The organism is Streptomyces sp. NPDC093252, assembly GCF_040683675.1.
In the GTDB taxonomy this organism is placed as follows: Bacteria; Actinomycetota; Actinomycetes; order Streptomycetales; family Streptomycetaceae; genus Streptomyces.
In genome coordinates this window covers 175,317-198,061 of the sequence record NZ_JBFBEM010000008.1, presented here as the reverse complement: position 1 = coordinate 198,061, position 22,745 = coordinate 175,317, and the positions used below count along the sequence as shown (strand labels likewise).

Annotated in this window: 20 protein-coding genes and 1 pseudogene; 6 read left to right on the top strand and 15 right to left on the bottom strand. The window is 73.8% G+C overall.

Translation table 11 applies throughout. From position 1 onward, the window contains the following. Positions 1 to 39: 39 nt before the first annotated feature. The 7 genes from pheT to infC form a co-directional block, all read right to left on the bottom strand. On the bottom strand, positions 40 to 2,556 hold the full coding sequence (pheT, locus tag AB0O01_RS18630; RefSeq protein WP_365314646.1) for a phenylalanine--tRNA ligase subunit beta: 2,517 nt from the start codon (positions 2,554 to 2,556) through the stop codon (positions 40 to 42). Beyond that, on the bottom strand, positions 2,556 to 3,677 hold the full coding sequence (gene pheS / locus AB0O01_RS18625) for a phenylalanine--tRNA ligase subunit alpha (protein ID WP_365314644.1): 1,122 nt from the start codon (positions 3,675 to 3,677) through the stop codon (positions 2,556 to 2,558). Before pheS ends, pheT begins: the two co-directional genes overlap by 1 nt. A 137-nt stretch (positions 3,678 to 3,814) precedes the next feature. Continuing rightward, positions 3,815 to 4,954 carry an ATP-binding protein gene (locus AB0O01_RS18620; RefSeq protein ID WP_365314643.1) on the bottom strand — a complete coding sequence of 380 codons (1,140 nt, stop codon included), beginning with the start codon at positions 4,952 to 4,954 and terminating at the stop codon, positions 3,815 to 3,817. 53 nt (positions 4,955 to 5,007) lie between these two features. Further along, positions 5,008 to 5,862 (bottom strand): RNA methyltransferase, encoded by an 855-nt coding sequence (locus AB0O01_RS18615; protein ID WP_365314641.1) that lies wholly within the window; start codon positions 5,860 to 5,862, stop codon positions 5,008 to 5,010. 214 nt (positions 5,863 to 6,076) lie between these two features. Further along, a complete protein-coding gene (gene rplT, locus AB0O01_RS18610; protein WP_030744620.1) occupies positions 6,077 to 6,460 on the bottom strand; it encodes a 50S ribosomal protein L20 in 384 nt (127 codons plus the stop codon). A 101-nt stretch (positions 6,461 to 6,561) separates the two neighbouring features. Next, positions 6,562 to 6,756: a 50S ribosomal protein L35 gene (gene rpmI, locus AB0O01_RS18605; RefSeq protein WP_121888283.1), complete on the bottom strand. Its 195-nt coding sequence runs from the start codon at positions 6,754 to 6,756 to the stop codon at positions 6,562 to 6,564. 107 nt (positions 6,757 to 6,863) lie between these two features. Continuing rightward, positions 6,864 to 7,535 (bottom strand): translation initiation factor IF-3, encoded by a 672-nt coding sequence (gene infC, locus AB0O01_RS18600; RefSeq protein WP_365314934.1) that lies wholly within the window; start codon positions 7,533 to 7,535, stop codon positions 6,864 to 6,866. 384 nt (positions 7,536 to 7,919) lie between these two features. On the opposite strand from infC, the gene AB0O01_RS18595 reads away from it, so the two are divergent. After that, positions 7,920 to 8,267, top strand: a complete 348-nt coding sequence (locus tag AB0O01_RS18595; protein ID WP_355732834.1) for a DUF1844 domain-containing protein — start codon at positions 7,920 to 7,922, stop codon at positions 8,265 to 8,267. Here AB0O01_RS18595 and AB0O01_RS18590 read toward each other — a convergent pair. Next, on the bottom strand, positions 8,258 to 9,004 hold the full coding sequence (locus tag AB0O01_RS18590) for an SseB family protein (RefSeq protein ID WP_365314639.1): 747 nt from the start codon (positions 9,002 to 9,004) through the stop codon (positions 8,258 to 8,260). The two genes, AB0O01_RS18595 and AB0O01_RS18590, sit on opposite strands and share 10 nt — an antisense overlap. 162 nt (positions 9,005 to 9,166) lie before the next feature. Here AB0O01_RS18590 and AB0O01_RS18585 point away from each other — a divergent pair, with 162 nt between their 5' ends. Then, the gene (locus AB0O01_RS18585; protein WP_365314638.1) at positions 9,167 to 10,099 is read left to right on the top strand and encodes a serine hydrolase; all 933 of its coding nucleotides are present in this window, start codon (positions 9,167 to 9,169) and stop codon (positions 10,097 to 10,099) included. Positions 10,100 to 10,133: 34 nt separating this feature from the next. On the opposite strand, the gene mycP is transcribed toward AB0O01_RS18585, so the two are convergent. Both mycP and AB0O01_RS18575 read right to left on the bottom strand, forming a co-directional pair. Beyond that, positions 10,134 to 11,309, bottom strand: a complete 1,176-nt coding sequence (mycP, locus tag AB0O01_RS18580; RefSeq protein ID WP_365314636.1) for a type VII secretion-associated serine protease mycosin — start codon at positions 11,307 to 11,309, stop codon at positions 10,134 to 10,136. Further along, positions 11,306 to 12,586 (bottom strand): hypothetical protein, encoded by a 1,281-nt coding sequence (locus AB0O01_RS18575; RefSeq protein WP_365314634.1) that lies wholly within the window; start codon positions 12,584 to 12,586, stop codon positions 11,306 to 11,308. Before AB0O01_RS18575 ends, mycP begins: the two co-directional genes overlap by 4 nt. A gap of 136 nt (positions 12,587 to 12,722) precedes the next feature. Here AB0O01_RS18575 and AB0O01_RS18570 point away from each other — a divergent pair, with 136 nt between their 5' ends. After that, complete coding sequence (locus AB0O01_RS18570) at positions 12,723 to 13,925, top strand: amino acid deaminase/aldolase (protein ID WP_365314633.1); 1,203 nt, start codon at positions 12,723 to 12,725, stop codon at positions 13,923 to 13,925. Between the two features lie 882 nt (positions 13,926 to 14,807). Here the strand turns inward: AB0O01_RS18570 and AB0O01_RS18565 are convergent. The 4 genes and pseudogenes from AB0O01_RS18565 to AB0O01_RS18550 form a co-directional block, all read right to left on the bottom strand. Beyond that, positions 14,808 to 14,876 (bottom strand): annotated as a pseudogene (locus tag AB0O01_RS18565) (DUF2510 domain-containing protein); the annotation flags it as partial. A gap of 32 nt (positions 14,877 to 14,908) precedes the next feature. Next, on the bottom strand, positions 14,909 to 15,727 hold the full coding sequence (locus tag AB0O01_RS18560) for a 3-oxoacyl-ACP reductase (protein WP_365314632.1): 819 nt from the start codon (positions 15,725 to 15,727) through the stop codon (positions 14,909 to 14,911). Then, positions 15,724 to 17,139, bottom strand: a complete 1,416-nt coding sequence (locus tag AB0O01_RS18555; protein ID WP_365314933.1) for an aldehyde dehydrogenase family protein — start codon at positions 17,137 to 17,139, stop codon at positions 15,724 to 15,726. The genes AB0O01_RS18560 and AB0O01_RS18555 overlap by 4 nt, the downstream gene beginning before the upstream one ends. A gap of 58 nt (positions 17,140 to 17,197) precedes the next feature. After that, entirely contained in the window at positions 17,198 to 18,568 is a 1,371-nt protein-coding gene (locus AB0O01_RS18550) for a glutamine synthetase family protein (protein ID WP_365314631.1), read from the bottom strand. Between the two features lie 201 nt (positions 18,569 to 18,769). Here AB0O01_RS18550 and AB0O01_RS18545 point away from each other — a divergent pair, with 201 nt between their 5' ends. Next, positions 18,770 to 19,504 carry an FCD domain-containing protein gene (locus tag AB0O01_RS18545; RefSeq protein WP_365314629.1) on the top strand — a complete coding sequence of 245 codons (735 nt, stop codon included), beginning with the start codon at positions 18,770 to 18,772 and terminating at the stop codon, positions 19,502 to 19,504. A gap of 189 nt (positions 19,505 to 19,693) precedes the next feature. After that, positions 19,694 to 20,428: a gamma-glutamyl-gamma-aminobutyrate hydrolase family protein gene (locus AB0O01_RS18540; protein WP_365314628.1), complete on the top strand. Its 735-nt coding sequence runs from the start codon at positions 19,694 to 19,696 to the stop codon at positions 20,426 to 20,428. A gap of 21 nt (positions 20,429 to 20,449) precedes the next feature. Here AB0O01_RS18540 and AB0O01_RS18535 read toward each other — a convergent pair whose 3' ends face one another. After that, complete coding sequence (locus AB0O01_RS18535) at positions 20,450 to 21,502, bottom strand: LysR family transcriptional regulator (RefSeq protein ID WP_365314627.1); 1,053 nt, start codon at positions 21,500 to 21,502, stop codon at positions 20,450 to 20,452. A gap of 71 nt (positions 21,503 to 21,573) precedes the next feature. On the opposite strand from AB0O01_RS18535, the gene AB0O01_RS18530 reads away from it, so the two are divergent. Then, positions 21,574 to 22,725 carry a TDT family transporter gene (locus tag AB0O01_RS18530; RefSeq protein WP_365314625.1) on the top strand — a complete coding sequence of 384 codons (1,152 nt, stop codon included), beginning with the start codon at positions 21,574 to 21,576 and terminating at the stop codon, positions 22,723 to 22,725. The last annotated feature ends 20 nt before the right edge of the window (positions 22,726 to 22,745 follow it).

Sequence of the window (22,745 nt, the reverse complement as noted above, 5' to 3'; positions counted from 1 at the left end):
GACCCGCAGCCGCCACACATCCCCCCACACCCCACCCCGTTAGGCGCCCCGCAACACAGCCCCCACCCGCTCCCCCGCAACCGCAACCGCCGCATCCCGAGCCCCAGACGCCTCATCCACCGTCAACGTCCGATCCCCCGCCCGGAAGCGGAGCGCATACGCCAGGGACTTCTTCCCCGCCCCCAACTGCTCCTCGTTGACATACACGTCGAACAGCCGGATCCCCTCCAGCAGTTCCCCCGCGCCCTCCCGCAGCGCCGCCTCGACGTCCGCGTGGGCGACCCCGGCATCCACCACCAGCGCCACATCCTGCGTGGCGACGGGGAACGACGAGATCCGGGGCGCCCGGAGCACCCCGTCGCCCGCCGCGGCGACCGCGTCCAGGTCCAGCTCCATCGCACAGGTCCGCTCCGGCAGCCCCAGCGACTTCACCACCCGGGGGTGCAGCTCACCCGCGTGTCCGACGACCCGCTCGGCGCCGTCCACCACGACCGCCAGTTCGGCGCAGCGGCCGGGGTGCCAGGGCCCGTACTGCCCCGCGCGGACGACGAGTGCGGCACCGGCCTCGCGGGCGACGACCCGGGCCGCCTCGACCGCGTCGGCCCAGTCCGCCGGACGGCCCCTGCCCCACCAGCCGGCCTGCTCGCGGGCGCCCGCGAGGACGACGGCGGCATGGCGGGGCTGCTCGGGCAGGGCGAGGTCCAGCGCGGCCAGTTCCTCGTCGGTCGGGCGCCGGTCCACCGGCAGCGCGGCGACGGCCCTCCGCTCGGCGCGCGGCAGGAACACCAGCCCGGTCTCGAACAGCGCCAGGTCGTGCGACCCGCGGCCGTCGTTGCGGCGCAGTGCGCCGAGCAGACCGGGCAGCAGCGTCGTGCGGAGGGCGGGCTCCTCGTCGTTGAGCGGGTTGGCCAGGGTGACCACCCGGCGGGCCGGGTCGTCGGCGGCCAGTCCGAGCTGGTCGAAGACGCCCTCGCCGAGGAAGGGGTAGTTCAGCGCCTCGACATAGCCCGCTCCGGCCAGCGCGCGCCCGACCCGGCGGTGCAGCCGCTGCCGGTCGGTCAGCCCGCGCCCGGGGTTGGGCCTGGGCAGGGTGGAGGGCAGGTTCTCGTAGCCCTCCAGCCGGATGACCTCCTCGGCGAGGTCGTTGCGCTCCAGCAGATCGGGCCGCCAGGACGGCACGGTCACGATCAGCTCGTCCTGCCCGTAGACATCGCAGCCGACCTGCTGGAGGCGGCGGACGACGGTCTCCCGGCCGTAGGTGACACCCGCGACCTTGTCGGGGTGGTCGGCGGGGGTGGTGACGGTGTGCGGCGCGGACGGGGTGGCGATGACGGTGACCCCGGCCTCGGCGGTGCCGCCCGCGAGGAGGACCAGCAGATCGACCGTGCGCTGGGCGGCGGCGGACGCGGCCTGCGGGTCGACGCCCCGCTCGAAGCGCCGGGACGCCTCGGAGGACAGCTTGTGGCGCCGGGCGGTCCGGGCGATGGACACGGCGTCGAAGTGCGCGGCCTCGATGACGACCTCGCTGGTGGCGCCCGCGGCGGTGTCGTGGTCGGCGATCTCGGTGTCGGCGCCGCCCATGACCCCGGCGAGGCCGATGGGGCCCCGGTCGTCGGTGATGACCAGGTCCTCGGCGTGCAGGGTGCGCTCGACCCCGTCGAGGGTGACGATCTTCTCGCCCTCCTCGGCCCGGCGGACCCCGATGGTGCCCTGGACCAGGCTCCGGTCGTAGGCGTGCAGCGGCTGGCCCAGCTCCATCATCACGTAGTTGGTGACATCGACGGCCAGCGAGATCGGGCGCATGCCGACCTTCTGGATCCGGCGCTGGAGCCAGATCGGGGAGCGGGCGTCGGGGTGGAGTCCGGTGACCGTGCGGGCGGTGAAGCGGTCGCAGCCGAGCGGGTCGGCGACCTCGACCGGGTAGCCGTAGGCGTTGGGTCCGGGGACGTCGAGGAGGGCCGGGTCGCTGAGCGGGAGGCCGTAGGCGATGGCGGCCTCGCGGGCGACACCGCGGATGGAGAGGCAGTCGCCGCGGTTGGCGGTGACGGCAATGTCCAGGACCTCGTCCACCAGCTCCAGCAGCTCGATGGCGTCCTTGCCGGTCTCCGTCTCGGGCGGCAGCACGATGATGCCCTTGGTGCCGTCGTCGCCCATGCCCAGCTCGTCACTGGAGCAGATCATGCCGTGCGAGGTCTTGCCATACGTCTTGCGCGCGGCGATGGCGAAGCCGCCGGGGAGCACCGCGCCCGGCAGGACCACCACGACCTTGTCGCCGACGGCGAAGTTGCGGGCACCGCAGACGATCTCCTGCGGGGCGCCCGTGCCGTTGGCGGTGCCGACATCGACCGTGCAGAAGCGGATCGGCTTCTTGAAGCCCTCCAGCTCCTCGATGGTGAGGACCTGTCCGACGACCAGGGGGCCCTTGAGGCCGTCGCCGAGCTGCTCGACCGTCTCGACCTCGAGGCCCGCCGAGATCAGCTTGGCCTGGACGTCACGACCGGTCTCGGTGGCCGGCAGGTCGACGTACTCCCGCAGCCAGGAAAGCGGGACCCGCATCAGATCTCCATCCCGAACGGCCGGGTGAACCGGATGTCACCCTCGACCATGTCTCGCATGTCTTCGACGTTGTGGCGGAACATCAGCATCCGTTCGATGCCGAACCCGAAGGCGAATCCGCTGTACTTCTCCGGGTCGACCCCGCAAGCCGTGAGGACGCGCGGGTTGACCATCCCGCAGCCGCCCAGCTCGATCCAGCCCTCGGAGGAGCAGGTGCGGCAGGGGCGGTCGGGGTTGCCGACGGACGCGCCGCGGCAGACGTAGCACACCATGTCCATCTCGGCGGACGGCTCGGTGAAGGGGAAGAAGTTGGGCCGCAGCCGGGTCTTCATGTCCGCGCCGAACAGGGACTGGACCATGTGGTCGAGGGTCCCCTTGAGGTCGGCCATGGTCAGGCCCTCGTCCACGGCGAGCAGCTCGACCTGGTGGAAGACCGGGGTGTGGGTGGCGTCCAGCTCGTCGGTGCGGTAGACGCGGCCGGGACAGATCACGTACACCGGCAGCTCGCGGTCCATGAGGGAACGGATCTGCACCGGGGAGGTGTGGGTGCGCAGCACGACCCCGGACTCGGCGCCCCCGCTCGCGTCGCGCACGAAGAAGGTGTCGGCCTCGCCGCGGGCGGGGTGGTCGGGCCCGATGTTCAAGGCGTCGAAGTTGAACCACTCGGCCTCGGCCTCGGGCCCCTCGGCGACCTCGTAGCCCATGGCCACGAAGACGTCCTCGATGCGCTCGGAGAGGGTGGTGAGCGGATGCCGCGCACCGGCCGGGACCCGGTCGTACGGCAGGCTGACGTCCACCGCCTCCTCGACCAGGACGCGGGCGTCGCGCTCGGCCTCCAGCGCGGTCTGGCGGGCGGCGAGGGCCTTGTTCACCGCGCCCCGGGCCTGGCCCACCCGCTTGCCGGCGTCGGCCTTGGCGTGCGGGGGCAGGGCGCCGATCTCCCGGTTGGCGAGCGCCAGCGGGGAGGTGCCGCCGGTGTGGGCGACCTTGGCCTCCTGGAGCGCGTCGAGGGAGCCGGCGGCGGCGAACGCGGTGAGCGCCTCGTCCCGCATGCGCTCGATCTCTTCCGGTTTCAACGCCTCGACCTCGACAGGGTCGTACGACTTATTGGGTGCCGACATCTCTTCCCGTACTTCCGATTGGCTGGCTGGAGATCCCCGTCACCGACTGGCGGGCGACGCTCGGCGGCGCCTGAGGACACAAAGGTGCCAAAGGCCGAGTCTAACGGGGTGGGGACAGACGGATGCGCCCGCGGCCGTCAGGCGAGATACGCCGGAGCGGCCACGGGCAGCGTAAATCGGAATTCGGCGCCGCCGCCGGGCGCGCGCCCGACCGTGATGGTGCCGCCGTGGGCCTCGACGATGCCCTTGACGATGTAGAGCCCGAGCCCGGTGCCGCCGCGCTTGCTGCCCCGCCAGAAGCGGGTGAAGACGCGGTTCATGGACTCCTCCGGGATGCCGGTGCCCTCGTCGCTCACGGTGACCGATGTGCCGGCGTCCTCTCCCTCGCGGGGGGACGCGGTGGGCGTGATGTCAATGGTGACGGTTCCCTCGCCGTGCCGCACGGCATTTTCGATGAGGTTGCTGAGCACCTGGTCGACCTTGTCGGGGTCGGCCCACAGCGGGGGCAGCGGCTGCCCGACCCGCAGCAGGAACCGCTCGGCGGACTGCCCGGCGGCCACGTACGCCTGGATGTGCCGTCCGACGGCGGCGCCCATGTCGACGGGCTGGCGGCGCACCTCCAGCCGCCCGGAGTCGATCCGGGAGATGTCCAGCAGCTCGGCGATCAGCCGGGTGACCCGGTCGGCGTCGGCGTCGACGGTCTCCAGCATCAGCCGCTTCTGGTCGTCCGTGAACCGCTCCCACTTCGCCAGCAGCGTCGCCGTGAAGCCCTTCACGGAGGTCAGCGGCGAGCGCAGCTCGTGGGCGACGGTCGCTATCAGCTCGGCGTGGCTGCGCTCGGTGCGGCGCCGGGCCTCGGTGTCGCGCAGCGAGACCATCAGCCGCCGGACCGGCCCGGTGGGCGTCTCGCGCACATAGGTCGCCGAGACCAGCACCTCCCGGCCTCCCGGCAGCAGCAGATTGCGCTCCGGCTGCCGCACCCGGATGGCGAGCCCGCCGTAGGGATCGGTGAGCTGCCACCAGCGGCGGCCCTCCAGATCCTCCAGCGGCAGCGCCTTCTCCAGCGGCTGCCCGAGGGCGTCGGCCGCGGCGACGGCGGTGATGCGCTCGGCGGCGCGGTTGAAGCAGACGACCCGGCCGTCCCGGTCGGCGACGACGAGTCCGTCGGGCAGCTCGTCCGGGTCGAATCCGAGGTCCGCGGGCTGTGCGGACGGCCGGGACGCGGCGGACGTGCGCACCCGAGGTGCTCCCGGCACGCTGCTCGTACCGACACTCATCCCCGTACCCCACCTCTCAGACAGCGCAGGAGGCCCCCGAGCTGGTCACCCTACTAGGTCCCGCTGACGGTCCGGCAGCCTTCGGGCGCGCGCTGCGCACGGGCGGACGCGTAGAGACATACGGCGGCGGCGGTCGCCAGGTTCAGGCTCTCGGCCCGTCCGTGGATGGGGACGCGGACGACGGCGTCGGTGAGCGCCCGGGTCTCCTCCGGCAGCCCCCATGCCTCGTTGCCGAACACCCAGGCGGTGGGCCCGCCCATGGTGCCGTGGTCCAGCTCGTCGTCCAGATCCCGGTCTCCGGCGCCGTCGGCGGCGAGCACCCGCACCCCGGCCCCCTTCAGCCCGGCGACGGCCTCCGCGACCGGTACACCGACCGCCACCGGCAGATGGAACAGCGACCCGACGGACGCCCGGACGGCCTTGGGGTTGTAGAGATCGACGGACGCGTCGGTCAGCACGACGGCCTCCGCGCCCGCGGCGTCGGCGCACCGCAGCACGGTCCCGGCGTTCCCGGGGTCCCGGACGTGCGCGAGCACCGCGACCAGTCGGGGCCGGGCCTTCAGGATCTCCGCGAACGGGGTGTCGACGAACCGGCAGACCCCCACGAGCCCCTGGGGCGTCACGGTGGTGGAGATGTCGGCGATGACCTCGTCGGACGCGAGATGCACCCGGGCCCCGCCGCTGCGGGCGGCCCCGACGATGTCGGCGTACCGCTCCGCGGCCTCGACCGTCACGAACAGCTCGACCAGCGTCTCCGGCTGCGCGCCCGCCTCCCGCACGGCCTGCGGCCCCTCGGCGAGGAACAGCCGCTCCTTCCCCCGGAAGTTCCGCTTCCCCAGCCGCCGCGCGGCACCCACCCGAGGGGACCGGGGCGAGATGAGTTCGGGAGTAGGACTGGCACCTGCCATGGGCTCGCTTTCGGTGAGGGGGAAGGTTGTTGGGTGGGATGGGTTCGGGGTTCCAGTGCCGGGCAGGGCAGCGCCCTGCTCTTAGGGGCGCGGGGAACTGCGCGACCAGCCACGACATACCCGCACCCGACAACGCACCCAACCCGGTACACAAAGAACCCGCAGGCATCAGACCTGCGGGTCCCATAGTCACCGGCGAAGGCCAGCGCCAGCGTCACGCCGCCTTGGGGGCGTTCACATCCGCCGGCAGCGCCTTCTGCGCGACCTCGACCAGCGCCGCGAAGGCGTTCGCGTCGTTGACGGCCAGCTCCGCGAGGATCTTGCGGTCGACCTCGACGTTCGCGGCCTTCAGGCCCTGGATGAAGCGGTTGTACGTGATGCCGTTGGCGCGGGCAGCGGCGTTGATGCGCTGGATCCAGAGCTGACGGAAGTCACCCTTGCGCTTCTTGCGGTCGTTGTAGTTGTAGACCAGCGAGTGGGTGACCTGCTCCTTGGCCTTGCGGTACAGGCGCGAGCGCTGTCCGCGGTAGCCGGAAGCCTGCTCCAGGATCGCCCGGCGCTTCTTGTGGGCGTTGACTGCCCGCTTGACGCGTGCCACTTGTTAACTCCTTGTAGCGGGGTCGCGGTGGGACTCACGCGACCCGGAAACGATATGGGTCCCGGTCGGAGATCAGGCGCGGAAGCCGTCCGCGCCGGATGTCACTTGCCGAGAAGCTTCTTGATCTTCTTGGCGTCGCCCGGGGCCATCTCGGCGTTGCCGGTGAGGCGACGCGTCACACGGGACGACTTGTGCTCGAGCAGGTGGCGCTTGCCGGAGCGCTCACGGAGCACCTTGCCGGAGCCGGTGATCTTGAAGCGCTTGCTGGCACCGCTGTGCGTCTTGTTCTTCGGCATAGCGCCGTTATCTCCTCGTCGTGGCGCTCCGGTGCCCGGTCGCGCGACCGGGCACGGGTGGAGCGTCGTTCTGTCTTTCGGTCTGCCCTGGGACGGTGTCCCGGGGATCACGCCTCGGCGTGCTCCTCCGCAGGAACCTCTGCGGGGGCCTCCGCATCGGCGGGAGCCTCGTCCGCGTCGGCGGGGTTCTGCGAGCGACCGGGGTTCGCCTTGGCGGATGCCTTGCGGGCCTCCTGGGCCTGGCGGGCCTCGGCCATCGCCTCGGTCTTCTTCTTGTGCGGACCGAGGACCATGATCATGTTGCGGCCGTCCTGCTTCGGGTTCGACTCCACGAAACCGAGGTCCTGGACATCCTCCGCGAGCCGCTGGAGCAGTCGGTAGCCCAGCTCGGGCCGGGACTGCTCGCGACCACGGAACATGATCGTGATCTTGACCTTGTCGCCCTGCTTGAGGAACCGGACGACGTGACCCTTTTTGGTGTCGTAGTCGTGCGGGTCGATCTTCGGCCGGAGCTTCATCTCCTTGATGACCGTGTGCGCCTGGTTCTTGCGCGCCTCACGGGCCTTCATGGCCGACTCGTACTTGAACTTCCCGTAGTCCATGAGCTTGCAGACCGGCGGACGGGCGTTCGCCGCCACCTCGACGAGGTCGAGGTCGTACTCCTGGGCAAGCTCCAGTGCCTTGGCCAGCGGGACGATGCCCACCTGCTCGCCACTGGGACCGACAAGTCGCACCTCGGGAACGCGAATCCGGTCGTTGATGCGGGGCTCGGCGCTGATTTGTCCTCCTCGGTTAGCACCACACGGCCATCTGGCGGACGGCCGCGTATGTCTCTTTGCGTCAGACCTAACCGCGCCGAAGCACAAAAAATGCCCCGGACGATCACAGGCGGGGCTCCTTGAACTACCGGAACACCGTCGCGAGGATCGCGGGGCGCGCTTTCGGACGGATCGCCGCCGGAGGGGCGGGACCGTCTGACCGGTGACCCACCGCCCGGCAGGGCGGTCAGGTGGGAGTGCGGAGCCTCCACTTGTGGGCCGGGCTCGTGAGCCGCGAGGCATACGTGTCCGGCCGGTCGTCACACAAGGTTAGCAGTTCCCCGGGGCTTCGGCGAACCGAGACCCACTGGGGCCGGACCCCGCACTGCCCCTAAGGTGAACGCCATGAGTGCAGACACACCCGACTTCAATGAGATGACCCGGGACATCGCCGAGGTCCCCGCGGTCGAGGTGATCGTGACCGTCGCGGTCAATCTGATGAGCGCCGCCGCCGTCAAGCTGGGTCTCACGGAGGAGGGCGACAAGCACAAGGACCTGGACGAGGCCCGCAAGCTGATCCACGCCCTGGCGGGTCTGATGGACGGCAGCGCGACCGAGATCAGCTCCTTCCACGCGGCCCCGCTGCGCGACGGGCTGAAGTCGCTCCAATTGGCCTTCCGCGAGGCGTCCGTGGTGCCGGACGCGCCGGGCCAGGGTCCGGGCGAGAAATACACCGGCCCGGTCTACGGCTGACCCGCGCCCTCGCGCACATACAGGGGCTCGCCCGGCGGCGGGGTCCCGGCCGGCAGCAGTGCCAGGTCGAGACCGCGCACCAGGCGGGCCCTGAGTGTTTCGTCCCGCGCCAGCCGCCCGGCCACGGACCGCGCCGCCACGGCGGCGTCGGCGGCCGGGTCCAGGACCAGGGCCAGCGTCCCGTCCGCCTGCCCGGGGCCGAGATGGGCCCGGACGACGTCCGGCTCGGCGGCGACCGCGGCGACGACCGCGGCGACGACCGCGGGGTCGGCCAGCGGGTCGGTGCTGGTGCGGCCCTCGGCGAGGGCCAGCAGCGCCGGGCCGGTCAGCTCGAACGGCACCGGCCCCGCCAGATCCAGCACCACCGTGTCCGCCTTCTCGTGCGCCGCCGCGCGCAGCGCCTGGTGCAGCGGGACCGCGACCGGGCGGGCCGCCGGGTCCCAGCGGGCCAGCGACGCGGTGGAGGTGAAGGCGGGCAGCGCGGTCCGGCCGGCCGCCTTCAGGGTCGGTACGGCCATGTCGCTGGTCTTCTCCCGGCGCAGCCCGTTCTCGTCCTCCTCGACCTCGCCGAGCACGGCGACCACGGGGACCAGCAGCCGGGCGTCCCGCAGGGCGGACAGCACCGGGCCGACGGCGGTGCGGTCCCCGGCCCAGGCGGTGAGCGCCGCGCTCAGCCGGGGGTCGGCGGAGCCGTCGTCGTCGGAGTAGCCGGGGTCGGGAATGTTCTTGTTCGCCACGGTCCCGACCCTATTCCCGGGCGGCCCCGCCGGCCGGAGCGGGGTCGCCGGAGGGGTGGATGGCGAGGTTCCGTTCGGTCTCATGCAATTCTCAGAAAATCTTGAGACTACTCTCATGTCGGCTTAACAGGCCGCACAGTCGGCGCCCCGAGCATCGCGGGCATGAAGTCCCGACGAGACCGACACGCCGTCCTCGGAGCCGCCCTCGCCTCGGCCGTCGTGGCGGCCGGTACGGCGGGTATGGCGTACGCGCTGACCGCCCCGGCGCCCGCGGCCCGGCCCGTATCCTCGTCCTCGGCCGCGACGCCGTCGCTCCCGGCGGCCGGTGAGGGGACGGTGGAGCCGGTGGTGACGGAGTCCGCGATCGACTACGACGCGCTGCTCGGCGAGGCGATGGCCGACGTGCCGGTCGGGGAGCGGGCGCGGGTGTCGGTGGCGGTGCTGGACCTGGCGAGCGGGGACGGCGCGGTGTACGGGGGCGGGACCGCGTTCGACACCGCGAGCATCGTCAAGGTGGACATCCTGGCGGCGCTGCTGCTCCAGGCGCAGGACGCGGGGCGGGAGCTGACGGCGACGGAGAAGTCGCAGGCCACCGCGATGATCGAGTACAGCGACAACGCCTCGGCCTCGGCGCTGTGGGAGGTCATCGGGGGCGCGGAGGGGCTGGACGCGGCCAATGAGCGGTTCGGGCTCACCGGGACGCGGGGCGGTGCCGACGGGTCGTGGGGGCTGACCCAGACCACGTCGGCCGATCAGATCACGCTGCTGGAGCAGGTGTTCGGGAACGATTCGCTGCTCGACTCGGAGGCGCGGGCGTATGTGCGGGGGCTGATGGGGGGCATAGCCGCCGGGCAGCACTGGGGGGTGTCGGCGGTGGCCGACGGGACCGCCTGGGAGCTGAAGAACGGGTGGCTGCCGCGGACGGCCACCGGGCTGTGGGACATCAACAGCATCGGGCGGGTGACGGTGGACGGGCGGGAGTTCCTGGTCGCCGCGCTGTCGGACGGGAATGTCTCGCAGAAGACCGGGATCACTCTCGTGGAAGCGGCGGCGCAGGCCGCGGTGTCCGTGTTCGCCGGGAGCGCCGCGGGCTGAGAGCGCCGTCCGGGCGGGCCGGGCGGGCGGGCCGTCAGAAGGTGTCGTACTCGCGGCCCCGGCGCCAGACGACGACCGCCGCGCCCAGCAGGGCCGCCCCGGTGCCGACGGCCAGGGTGGTGGCCCAGCCGCCCGAGGTGCCGGTGTCGTCGGGACGGTCGGGGCCGGGGCCGAAGTACTCGTCGGCGTAGGACGCCGCCCTGAGGTTCCCGGGCTTGAGGTCCGCCGCCGCCTCGATGGCCGCCGCCGGGTCGACGAAGCCGAAGCCGCGCGAGTCGTCCCGGCCGTCGACGGGGGCGTCCCGGGCGGTGTCCTCCATCAGCTTCTTGATCTGGGCCGGGGTGAGACCGGGGTGGGCCGACTTGACCAGGGCGACCGCGCCGGAGACGAAGGCCGCGGCGGCGCTGGTGCCCCAGCCCTCGTAGTACTTGCGGTCGGGGTCGGCGATGACGACATCGACGCCGGGCGCGCTGACCGTGGCGTACCAGCGGCGGGTGGAGAAGGAGGCGCGGGTGCCGTACTTGTCGACGGCCGCCGCCGCTATCACGCCGGGGTAGGCAGCCGGGTAGGAGATGTTGTCGCCCTTCTCGCCGCCGTTGCCGGCCGAGGCGACGACGACCGAGCCCTTCTTCAGCGCGTACTGGACGGCCTCGTCCTCGGCGGGTTCCGGGTGGGCGGAGTCGGAGTCGTCGCCGAGGGAGAGGTTGATGACGTCGGCGCCCTGGTCGGCGGCCCAGCGGATGCCGTCGGCGAGGGCGTTGCCGCGGGTCTCGCGGGCCTCGGCGCGGGAGGAGTCGCCGTCCTCCAGGATCACCCGGACCGGGAGGATCTTGGCGGCGGGGGCGATGCCGAGGACGCCGTCCTCGCCCTGGTAGCCGTGGCCGTGGCCGGCGATGATCCCGGCCATGGCGGTGCCGTGCCGGGCCCAGGCGCGGTCGCCCTGCTCGGCGCCGAAGCCGACCATGTCCTTGCCGGACAGGACGTTGCCGACGAGGTCGGGGTGGTCGGCGTCGACCCCGGTGTCCAGGACGGCGACGGTGATGTCCTCGCCCTTGGTGGTCCGCCACGCCTCCTCGGTGCGCAGGGCGGCCAGGGCCCACTGCTGGGCGCGGATGGCGTCGGCGTGCGCGGCGGTGGGCGGGACCAGGGTGACCGAGACCGCGGTGAGCACGGCGACCAGGGCGGCCCGGCCGGTCGTACGGGGGCTCATGACGGCTGCTCCGTGGGGGTGGTGGCGTTCTTGCGCAGGGCGCGTTCGATCCGGTCGGCCAGGCCCTTGGCCTCGTGGCCCAGGCCCGCCTGGGCGGGGTCGGTGTCCGCGTCGGCCCGGACGGCGTCGGCGGCGGGCTGCGGGCTGTCCACCCGGCGGTCGTCGGCCCAGCCGCTGACGGAGTAGACGACGACCGGCGCGTCGGTGAGGACGTGCACGGTCCAGGAGGCCCGCTGGTCGTCGCCGAATCCGGCGGCGACGGTGTTGTCGGCGGCGTAGGGGCGGGGCATGAGGTCGTCGCGGCGGTCCAGGCCCTCGTCCTCGAACCGCTGGGCCAGGGCGCGCATCGCGGGGGCGTCGGCGTCGGTGAAGAGCAGGCCGACGGTGGTGACGAAGCTCTGGGTGGCGTCGGTGTAGGTGGCGCGCAGCAGGCGTTCGCAGCCGACGGGGGCGAGGGCGCCCCGCAGCAGGGGGTCGAAGGCGTCGGAGCAGCCGCCGTCCGGGGCGACGGCGACCCGGGTCCAGGTGCGGTCGGCGCCGCCGGGGCCCGCGCCCCTGCCGTCGACGGCGGGCGGGAAGAGGCGGTCGACGGGGACGCTGTGCCACATGTCCCCAGCGGTCTCGAACGCGTTGCGCTCGCGGTCCGCCTCGGAGTCTCCGGCCAGCCAACTGCCGGTGACCGCACCGCCGATCAGCCCCAGCCCCAGCACCACGCAGGAGGCAACGGCGACGGTACGGCCGCGCAGCCGACGGCCCAGCGGGCGGGGGCGGGCGTCGGCGTCGTAGCCCTCGGGGCGGCCGAAGCTGACCGTGGGGCGGCCTCCGGGGGGCAGGGCGCTCCAGGACCGGGCGGGGTCGGGCCCGGGGGGTCCGGCGGGGCGGGGCGGGGGGATGGCGGGGGCGGTCACCGGGCGGACGGGGTGGTCGTCGTCGGGCCGGAAGGGGCGCAGGCGGGGGGTGTGCTCGCCGGGGGTCTCGGCGGGAACCAGGGGGCGGCGCGGAGCGTGTCCGGTGGCCGGGGGGCCGTCCGGGAAGCGGGCGGAGGCGGCGGGTGGGGGTGGTGCGGTGGGGGTGTCCGGGTCCTCGGGCTTGCCGGGTTCTCCGGGTGGTTCGGATGGTCCGGGCCCGGCGGGGACACCGTGCTGGTGCGTCCTGTCGGTGGTGTCGGGGGCGTCCGGGGTGTTCGAATCGTCGGGGCCGGTGGCGGGTGGGTGCGCCGGGGGCGGTGGCACGACGGGGCGTGGCGGGAGCGGGGGGCGTCGCGCTTCCGTGCTCATGCACCCCCCCGTTTCCGTTGCCTGCGCGTCACTCTACGGGCTGATCCGGCTCGAACGGGAACCAGTCCACGACCCCGGGGCATCTGCCCGGAACGTCCCCCTACCCTGCGGTAATCAGGTCTGGCAGGCTTCGGCCATGACCGCACGCGCCGCCGACCGGGCCCGCTACGACCGGGCCACCGCCGCTCTGGACGCTCCGTTCGCGATCGTCGATCTGGACGCCTTCGACGCCAACGCGGACGATCTGCTGCGCCGGGCGGGCGGGAAGCCGGTCCGGGTGGCCAGCAAGTCCGTGCGCTGCCGGGCGCTGCTCGAACGGGCGCTGGCCAGGGACGGGTTCGCGGGGATCATGTCGTTCACGCTGGCCGAGTCGCTGTGGCTGGCCCGGTCGGGGTTCGAGGACGTGCTGCTGGCGTATCCGTCGGCGGACCGGGCCGGGTACGCGGAACTGGCGGGCGATCCGAAGCTGGCGGCGGCCGTGACGGTGATGGTGGACGACACCGCGCAGCTCGATCTGATCGACGCGGCGCGCGGCGGCGGGCGCGAAGTCGTGCGGGTCTGCCTGGAGTTGGACACCTCGCTGCGGCTGCTCGGCGGCCGGGTCCGGATCGGCGCCCTGCGCTCCCCGCTGCACTCCCCCGCCCAAGTCGCCGACCTGGCCCGCGCGGTGACCCGCCGTCCGGGGTTCCGGGTGGTGGGGGTCATGGGCTACGAGGGTCATGTGGCCGGGGTGGGGGACGCGGTCGCCGGGCGGCCGGTGCGGTCGCGGGCGGTCCGGCTGATGCAGGGCGCGGCGCGCCGGGAGCTGGCCGAGCGGCGGGCGGCGGCGGTGCGGGCGGTGCGGGCGGTGGTGCCGGACCTGGAGTTCGTCAACGGCGGCGGCACCGGCAGCGTCCAGCACACGGCGGCGGAGGACGCCGTCACGGAGATCGCGGCCGGGTCGGGACTGTACGTACCGCGGCTGTTCGACCACTACACCTCGTTCAGCGGGCGCCCGGCGGCCCTGTTCGCGCTGCCGGTGGTGCGCCGGCCTGGCGTCGGGGTGGTGACCGTCCTCGGCGGCGGCTATCCGGCGTCGGGTGTGGCCGGCCCCGACCGGCTCCCGGTGCCGTACCTCCCGCCGGGGCTGCGCTACGACGGGCAGGAGGGGCCCGGCGAGGTGCAGACCCCGCTGCTGGGCTCCCCGGCGGACGATCTGCTGATCGGCGACCGGGTGTGGTTCCGGCACGCCAAGGCCGGTGAGGTGTGCGAGCGGTTCGACGCGCTGCACCTGGTGTCGGGCGACCGGGTGACGGCGACGGTCCCGACGTACCGGGGCGAGGGGCGTACGTTCCTGTAGGCCGCCTGCCCGGAACGTTCCTGTGGGCCGCCTACCCGGACGGGGTGACGCCGCTGCCCACGCCGCCGCCGGTCGCCGGGTCCCGAGCGGGCGGATGCCCCGGGTGATGCGGTCCAGGTCGGCGAGCGGGGGCGCGTCGCCGCCCGCGTCGAGGACGTAGCGGACGACGACCGGGGCCTGGGTGCCGGTGCCGGACGGGAAGGCGAGGGACTGGACGTAGCCGCCGGGGCCGAGGGCGGTCTCGACGCGCCAGCGCACGTAGTACCCGGCGCGGTCGGCCACCGCGACCGGGCCCGCGGCGACGCGGGTGTGGGACTCGATGCCGCCGTAGGGGAGCCGGTCGAGTTCGTCGCGGTCGTAGGCGGCGTCGGCGGCGGCCTCGATGTCGGCCTCGGCGAGGGCCTTGGGCGAGGTCTCGCCGTTCTCGGTGACCGTGCGGGAGACGACCCAGCCGGGGCGGCAGAGCGCGCCCTCGCCGGGGCAGTCGTAGGTGGCGTCGGCGCGCAGGAGGGAGTTCTCGGGGAGGGCGCTGTCGGAGGGCTCCCAGCCGGGCAGGACGGGGAAGGTGAGCCCGTTGAGGTGGTCCACGACGACGTCCGGGTCCCCGGTGGGAGTGGGGGTGCGGGAAGGGGAAGGCGTGGGGGTGGCGGTCGGGGCGGGGGGTGCCGGGGTGGCGCCGCCGGGGGCGCCGTCGTCGTCGCGCAGGACGAGCGCGCCGGTGACGACGGCGGCGACCAGGACCGCGCCCGCGACCGTCATGGCGATGGCCCTGGCCCGTACGGACTCGCCGCCGGGCGGACCGGCCGTTTCCGGTCCGGGCGGTCCCGGCGGCGGTGTCCCCTCGGGGGCCGCGCCGCGCCAGTGGTCGGTCCAGTTGGTGCCGTCCCACCACCGTTCCAGATGCGGGGCCGACGGATCGTGGTACCAGCCGGGCGGCGGGGAGATGCTCACCCGGGCACTGTAGGACGGGGGCCGGGGGCTCCCTAGAGGGGTGTCACGTACGCCCCCGAGATGCCGCCGTCGACCAGGAAGTCGGTGGCGTTGACGAACGAGGAGTCGTCGCTGGCCAGGAAGGCGACCGCGGCGGCGATCTCCTCGGCCTCGGCGAACCGGCCGACGGGGATGTGCACCAGGCGGCGCGCGGCCCGCTCGGGGTCCTTGGCGAACAGCTCCCGGAGCAGGGGGGTGTTGACCGGTCCGGGGCAGAGGGCGTTCACGCGAATGCCCTCGCGGGCGAACTGCACGCCCAGTTCGCGGGAGAGGGCGAGGACGCCGCCCTTGGAGGCGGTGTAGGAGATCTGCGAGGTCGCCGCGCCCATCCGGGCCACGAAGGAGGCGGTGTTGATGATGGAGCCCCGGCCCTGGCGCCGCATATGGGGCAGGGCGGCCTTGCAGCACAGGTAGACGGAAGTGAGGTTGACCTCCTGGACCCGGCGCCAGGCGTCGAGGCCGGTCTCCAGGATGGAGTCGTCGTCGGGTGGGGAGATCCCGGCGTTGTTGAAGGCGATGTCGACGCTGCCGTAGGTGTCGTGGGCGGTCTGGAAGAGAGCTTCGACCTGGTCGGGGTCGGTGACGTCGACGCGGACGAAGAGGCCGCCCACCGCGTCGGCGGCGGCCTTGCCGGAGGTCTCGTCGATGTCGCCGCAGACGACATGGGCGCCCTCGGCGGCGAGGCGGCGGGCGGTGGCGAGGCCGATGCCGCTGCCCGCTCCGGTGATCACAGCGGTACGGCCCACGAGGCGGCGGCAGACGGCGGCTTCGGGCGTGGTGGCCTGGGCGGTGTCGGCGGTCTCTGCGGTCACTGTGCGGGGCCCTCCGTGCTGGTGGCGGTGCTGGTGGCGGTGGTGCTGGTGGTGGCGTGGCTGAGGAAGACGTTCTTGGTCTCGGTGAAGGCGGTGAGGGCGTCCGGGCCGAGTTCGCGGCCGATGCCCGACTGCTTGAAGCCGCCGAAGGGGGTCCAGTAGCGGACGCTGGAGTGGGAGTTGACGGAGAGGTTCCCGGCCCGGACCGCCTGGGAGACGCGCAGGGCGCGGCCGAGGTCCCGGGTCCAGATCGAGCCGGCCAGGCCGTACTCGGTGGCGTTGGCGAGGCGGATCGCGTCGGCCTCGTCGTCGAAGGGCAGGACGACGGCGACGGGGCCGAAGACCTCCTCGACGGCGACCCGGGCGGTGGGGTCGACGCCGGTCAGGACGGTCGGCGGGAACCAGAAGCCGGGGCCCTCCGGGGCCTTGCCGCGGATGCCGTCCAGGCCGGGGGTGACGTAGGAACGGACCCGGTCGAGCTGGGCGCGGGAGATCAGCGGGCCCATGTCCGTGCCGGGGGCGGCCGGGTCGCCGACGGTGACGGCCTCGATCGCCGGGGTGAGGAGGTCGAGGAAGCGGTCGTGGACGGAGCGCTGGACGAGGATGCGGGTGCGGGCGCAGCAGTCCTGGCCGGAGTTGTCGAGGAAGGACATGGGGGCGGCGGTGGCGGCGGCCTCCAGGTCGGCGTCGGCGAAGACGATGTTGGGGCTCTTGCCGCCGAGTTCGAGGGTGACCCGTTTGAGGTGTGCGGAGCCCTTGGCGAGGACCTGTTTGCCGACGGCGGTGGAGCCGGTGAAGACGATCTTGGCGACGCCGGGGTGTTCGACCAGGGCGCTACCGGTGACCGGGCCGTGGCCGGGCAGGACCTGGAAGAGGTGTTCGGGCAGGCCCGCCTCCAGGGCGAGCGCGGCGAGGCGGAGCGCGGTGAGGGGGGTGGTCTCGGCGGGCTTGAGCAGGACCGCGTTGCCGGCCGCGAGGGCGGGGGCGGTGGCCCAGGCGGCGATCGGCATCGGGAAGTTCCAGGGGGCGATCACCCCGACCACGCCGAGGGGTTCGAGGATCGTGAGGTCCAGGCCGCCGGGGACGGGGATCTGACGGCCGGTGAGCCGCTCGACGCCGCCCGCCGCGTAGTCGAGCAGATCGCGGACGTTGCCCGCCTCCCAGCGGGCGTTGCCGAGGACGTGCCCGGCCTCGCGGACCTCCAGCAGGGCGAGTTCTTCGAGGTGGGCGTCCACGGTGGTGGCGAACCGGCGCAGCAGCCGGGCCCGGTCGCCGGGGGCGAGGGCGGCCCACCCGGTCTGCGCGCGGGCGGCCCGAACGACGGCCTCGTGGACCTCGGCGGCGGAGGTGGCGGGGACGGTGGCGACGACGGCCTCGGTGGCGGGGTTCAGGATCTGGAGCTGGTCGGGCAAAGGATCGGATGAGGGGTCGGGCAGGGGGTGGGGCGAGGGGTCGGACAAGAGGGGGTCCTCACATGCGTTCGAAGGAGCGGCGGCGCTCCCAGTCGGTGACGGCGGCGTCGAAGGCGTCGAGTTCGACGCGGGCCATGTTGCGGTAGTGGTCGACGACCTCGTCGCCGAAGGCGGACCGGGCGAGGGCGCTGTGCTGCCACAGCTCGGCGGCCTCGCGCAGGGTGGTGGGGACATGGGCGTAGTCGCCGGTGTAGGCGTTGCCGGGGCAGGCGTCGGGGAGTTCGAGGCGCTGCTCGATGCCGTGCAGCCCGGCGGCGACCATGCCGGCGACGGCGAGGTAGGGGTTGACGTCACCGCCGGGGAGCCGGTTCTCGAACCGGGTGGAGCCGCCGTGCCCGACGACCCGCAGCGCGCAGGTCCGGTTGTCGTGCCCCCAGGCGACGGCGGTGGGCGCGAAGGAACCGGGCTGGAAGCGCTTGTACGAGTTGATGTTCGGCGCGTAGAGCAGGCTGAACTCGCGCAGGGCGGCGAGCTGCCCGGCGAGGAAGTGCCGCATGGTCTCCGACATGCCGCCAGGGTCGGACGGGCCGCCGGGCATCACCGGGGCGCCGGTGGGGTCGGCGAGGGAGAGATGGATGTGGCAGGAGTTGCCCTCGCGCTCGTTGAACTTGGCCATGAAGGTCAGCGAGACGCCCTCCTGGGCGGCGATCTCCTTGGCGCCGGTCTTGTAGACCGTGTGCTGGTCGCAGGTGACGAGGGCGTCGTCGTAGCGGAAGACGATCTCGTGCTGGCCGGGGTTGCACTCGCCCTTGGCGGACTCGACGGTCAGCCCGGCGGCGGCCATCTCGTTGCGGATGCGGCGCAGCAGGGGCTCGATGCGGCCGGTGCCGAGGACGGAGTAGTCGATGTTGTACTGGTTCGCCGGGGTCAGGTCGCGGTAGTCGGCGTTCCAGGCGGCCTCGTAGGTGTCCTTGAAGACGATGAACTCCAGCTCGGTGCCGACCTGGGCGGTCAGTCCGTGGGCGGCGAGGCGGTCGAGCTGGCGGCGCAGGATCTGCCGGGGCGCGGCGACGACCGGGCTGCCGTCGGCCCAGGCGAGGTCGGCGGTGACCAGGGCGGTGCCCTCGTTCCAGGGCACCCGGCGCAGGGTCTCCAGGTCGGGGTACATCGCGAAGTCGCCGTAGCCGCTGTCCCAGGACGACATGGCGTAGCCGTCGACGGTGTTCATGTCGGCGTCGACGGCGAGCAGGTAGTTGCAGCCCTCGGTGCCGTGGTGGAGGACTTCGTCGAGGAAGAAGCGCGCCGCGAACCGCTTGCCCTGGAGGCGGCCCTGCATATCGGGGAAGGCCAGGACCACGGTGTCGACATCACCCGCCGCGACGAGGGCGTGGAGTTCCTCGATGCCGAGCGGGGGTGTGCGGTCTGCCACGGGTGGGCCTCCTTGAGGCTGCTCGGCTCGGGGCTGTTCGGTTGGGGCCGGTCGGTTGGAGCTGCTCAGCTCGGGGCCGGCCGGTTGGGGCTGGTCGGCTCGGGGCTGGTCGGTTTGGGGGGTGCCGCCTGCTGGGCTGTGACGCGTCGGGAGCCATAAGGTATTGCCGCAGACCATTGCTTGGGAAGGGGGCACGGCCGTATGCCGGTGCATCGGGTGGACGGATTCGCGGACCGGTTGACGCCGGTGCTGCGGCCGGTGCGGGCGGGCAACGGCTTCGAGGAGGCGCTGGAGCAGATCCTCCAGGTCGTCCGGCTCGGACTGGTGCCGGCCGGTGGGCGGCTGCCCGCGGAGCGGGAGTTGTCGGAGCGGCTCGGGATCAGCCGGGTGACGCTGCGGGAGGTGCTGCGGGTGCTCCAGGACCAGGGGCTGATCGAGTCCCGGCGCGGACGCTACGGCGGCACGTTCGTGCGGGCCCGCGCGGACGCGGGCGGCGAGGACGAGCTGCGGCGGCGGGTGGCCGAGGTGGACATCGAGGACGTGCTGCGGTTCCGGGAGGTGCTGGAGGTGGGGGCGGCGGAGCTGTGCGCCGCGCACGGGCTGGCGGAACCGGGCGCGGAGCGGCTGCGTGCGGCGCTGGCCCGCACCCGGGACGCGCCGCCCGCCGAGTACCGGCGCCGGGACACCCTCTTCCATCTGGCGCTCGCCGAACTCTCCGGGTCGGCCTCGCTGACCGCGCAGTACGCGGCGGTCCGGGCCACCGTGAACGACCTGCTGGACTGCATCCCGCTGCTGGTGCGCAACCTGGAGCACTCCCAGCGCCAGCACGCGGCCCTGGTCGACGCCGTGCTCGACGGGGACACGGACGGGGCGCGGGAGATCATGCGGGAGCACTGCGCGGGGACGGCGGCGCTGCTGCGGGGGTTTTTGGCGTGAGTGGTGCCGAGGGGCTTCCCGTGGGGTGGCGTGGGTGTTGTCGAGGGGGGTGCTTCCCGTGGGGTGGCGGGGGTCTTGCCGTGGGGGGTGGCGGGGAGCGAGGGTGTCTCATGACCGGACCCAAAGGTATGAGTCCGGCCCATTGCGGACGCCGGAAGCAAGCAGCCGACAGCGCGGAGCGGAGGACGGATGACCGGGAGGCCGTTGATCGGCGTCAGCACCTATCTGGAGACGGGGGTGCGCTGGGGTGCCTGGGAGGTGGAGGCGGCGCTGCTGGACGCCGGGTATCCGCGCTTGGTCCAGCGCGCGGGCGGGCTCGCCGCGATGCTGCCCCCGGACGCGCCCGAGCACGCGGCGGCGGCGGTGGCCCGACTGGACGGTGTGGTGATCGCGGGCGGCCCCGACGTCGACCCCGCCCGCTACGGCGCCGTCCGCGACCCCCGCACCGGGCCCCCGGCACCCGAGCGGGACGCGTGGGAACTGGCGCTGATCGACGCGGCGCTGGCCGCCGGGGTGCCCCTGCTGGGGATCTGCCGGGGCATGCAACTGCTGAACGTCGCCCTCGGCGGCACACTCGTCCAGCATCTCGACGGGCACGTGGAGACGGTCGGGGTCTTCGGCACGCACCCGGTGCGACCGGTGCCGGGCACGCGTTACGCGGCGCTGGTGCCGGAGCCGACGGACGTCCCCACGCATCACCATCAGGCGGTGGAGCGGCTGGGCGCGGGGCTGGTCGCGGCGGCGCACGCGGCGGACGGCACGGTCGAGGCCGTCGAGCTGCCGGGGGGCGGGGACGGGCGTGAGGGTGGGGGCGGCTGGGTGCTGGGGGTGCAGTGGCATCCGGAGGTGGGCACGGATGTGCGGGTGATGGAGGCGCTGATGGAGGCGGCGGGGGTCGGTCGGGGGGAGGGTGGGGACCAATAGCGGGGAGGCTGGATAGCCGCCCTACCCGCGCGTCAGGGTCAGCAAGTCCCTCGCCGGGCCCACCGGGCGGTGGCCCCTCGGCCAGATCGCGCGGAGGTCGCGGGTCAGGGCGACGCCCTCGACGGGGACGCTCACCAGGCGGCGCAGGGCGAGTTCGTCGCGGACCGCGAGTTCGCTGAGCACCGAGGGGCCCGCGCCGCCGACGGCCGCCGCCTTGACGGCGGTGGTGGAGGACAGCTCGATCAGCGGGCGGGCGAGGCCGCCGAGGGCGGTGTCCAGGACCTGCCGGGTGCCGGAGCCGCGCTCCCGCAGGATCAGCGGGGTGGCGGCCAGTTCCGCGGCCTCCAGGGGGCGCCGGCGGCGGGCCCAGGGGTGGCCGGGTGCCGTGACGACGATCAGCCGGTCATGGGCGATGACGACGGAGTCCAGGCCGCTCGGCACGGTCAGCCCCTCCACGAACCCGAGGTCGGCCTCGTCGGACAGCAGCAGCGCGGCCACCGCGGCGGAGTTGCCCGCCTGGAGCGACACCGCGGTGTCGGGCCGCTGGGTGCGCAGCGCCAGCAGCCAGCCGGGCAGCAGATACTCGGCGATGGTCATGCTGGCGGCGACCCGGAGCCGGGAGTCGCGGCGGTCGCGCAGCGCCTGGGCGCCCGCGTCGAACGCCTCCGCGGCCTCCACCACCCGGCGCGCCCAGTCGGTGACCAGCGCGCCCGCGTCGGTGAGCCGGGAGCCGCGCGGTGAACGGTCGACCAGGGCGACGCCGAGCTGCCGTTCCATGGAGCGCAGCCGGCTGCTGGCGGCGGGCTGGCTGACCCCCGTCTCCCGGGCGGCGGCGCCGAGGCTGCCGAGCCGGGCCACCGCGAGGAGCAGTTCCAGCGCCCCGAGGTCGGGCACCCGGTGGGCGAGGCCGCCGCCGTGCTCCGGCGACGGCGGCCGGTGCCCCTCACCGGGCACACCGTGTCCGGTCCGCTCCCGCCCCGTCCGCTCCCGCCCCGTACGGTCGTGCCCCGTCCGGTCGTGTCCCACCCGCCCCTGTCCCATCCGCTCCCGCCGCTGTTCCTCCGGGCTGCTCATAACTCAAGCTTATGTCCCCATAGGGTGGGCGTCCCTGGCGGCCGGGGCCGTCCCGGCGGGACCGTGGGGACATGGTCACCGCCGCCCTCCCCTCTCCCACCGGGCCCCCCACCACGTCCCCCGTCACATCCCCCGCCGCGCCCGTCATCACGGACGGCCGGCCCCGCGTACCGGCCGTCCGTCACCTCGGGCCGAACTGGTACGCCGCCGTCATGGGCACCGCGATCGTCGCCACCGCCGGGGCCGCGCTGCCCGTCCGGGTCCCCGGACTGCGGACCCTGTGCGCGGCGGTGTGGGCGCTGTCCCTGCTGCTGCTCCTGACCCTCCTGGTGGCCCGCGCGCTGCACTGGCGCCACCACGCCGACCAGGCCCGCGCCCATCTGCGCGACCCCGGCATGGCCCCGTTCTACGGCTGCCTCGCGATGGCGCTGCTGGCGGTCGGCGGGGGCGCGGTGACGGTCGGGGCGGACTGGATCGGGACGACGGCGGCGGTCGCGCTGGACGCCGTGCTGTTCACGGCCGGGACGGCGATCGGGCTGGCGGCGGCGGTGACCGTCCCGTATCTGCTGGCCGTGCGCGGGCGGACCGGGCCCGGCGAGGCCAGTCCGGTGTGGCTGCTGCCGCTGGTGGCGCCGATGGTGTCGGCGGCGCTGGGCCCGCTGCTGGTGCCGCATCTGCCGCCGGGGCAGCCGCGCGCGACGCTGTTGCTGGCCTGCGTGGCGATGTTCGGGGCGAGTCTGCTGGCGACGCTGCTGATGCTGCCGCTGGTGTTCGCCCGGCTGCTGACCGGCGGTCCGCTGCCACCGGCGCTGACCCCGGCGCTGTTCCTGGTGCTGGGCCCGCTCGGGCAGTCCACGACCGCCGCCGGGAACTTCGCGGACGTGGCACCGGGGGTCGTACCGGAGCCGTACGCGGCCGGGTTCGGGGTGTTCGCGGTGCTGTACGGGGTGCCGGTCATGGGGTTCGCGCTGCTGTGGTTCGTGCTGGCGGCGGCGCATGTGGTGCGGGCCCGGCGGCTGGGGATGGGGTTCACGATGACCTGGTGGGCGTTCACCTTCCCGGTCGGCACCTGTGTCACGGGCGCGGCGGCGCTGGCCCGGCACACCGGCCTGCCGGCCTTCGGCGGGCTGGCGGTGCTGCTGTACGCGGTGCTGGTGGCGGCCTGGCTGACGGCGGCCGTACGTACCGCGCGGGGGGTGCTGGGCGGGGCGCTGCTGCGCTGACGCCGACGCCGACCCCGGCT

Coding starts and splice junctions, on each gene's coding strand:
- rpmI (WP_121888283.1), bottom strand. CDS start 6,756: ATGCCGAAGAACAAGACGCACAGCGGTGCCAGCAAGCGCTTCAAGATC.
- AB0O01_RS18570 (WP_365314633.1), top strand. CDS start 12,723: ATGACCGCACGCGCCGCCGACCGGGCCCGCTACGACCGGGCCACCGCC.
- AB0O01_RS18540 (WP_365314628.1), top strand. CDS start 19,694: ATGACCGGGAGGCCGTTGATCGGCGTCAGCACCTATCTGGAGACGGGG.
- AB0O01_RS18620 (WP_365314643.1), bottom strand. CDS start 4,954: ATGAGTGTCGGTACGAGCAGCGTGCCGGGAGCACCTCGGGTGCGCACG.
- AB0O01_RS18535 (WP_365314627.1), bottom strand. CDS start 21,502: ATGAGCAGCCCGGAGGAACAGCGGCGGGAGCGGATGGGACAGGGGCGG.
- AB0O01_RS18585 (WP_365314638.1), top strand. CDS start 9,167: ATGAAGTCCCGACGAGACCGACACGCCGTCCTCGGAGCCGCCCTCGCC.
- mycP (WP_365314636.1), bottom strand. CDS start 11,309: ATGAGCCCCCGTACGACCGGCCGGGCCGCCCTGGTCGCCGTGCTCACC.
- pheS (WP_365314644.1), bottom strand. CDS start 3,677: ATGTCGGCACCCAATAAGTCGTACGACCCTGTCGAGGTCGAGGCGTTG.
- AB0O01_RS18615 (WP_365314641.1), bottom strand. CDS start 5,862: ATGGCAGGTGCCAGTCCTACTCCCGAACTCATCTCGCCCCGGTCCCCT.
- AB0O01_RS18530 (WP_365314625.1), top strand. CDS start 21,574: ATGGTCACCGCCGCCCTCCCCTCTCCCACCGGGCCCCCCACCACGTCC.
- AB0O01_RS18595 (WP_355732834.1), top strand. CDS start 7,920: ATGAGTGCAGACACACCCGACTTCAATGAGATGACCCGGGACATCGCC.
- AB0O01_RS18545 (WP_365314629.1), top strand. CDS start 18,770: ATGCCGGTGCATCGGGTGGACGGATTCGCGGACCGGTTGACGCCGGTG.
- pheT (WP_365314646.1), bottom strand. CDS start 2,556: ATGCGGGTCCCGCTTTCCTGGCTGCGGGAGTACGTCGACCTGCCGGCC.
- AB0O01_RS18575 (WP_365314634.1), bottom strand. CDS start 12,586: ATGAGCACGGAAGCGCGACGCCCCCCGCTCCCGCCACGCCCCGTCGTG.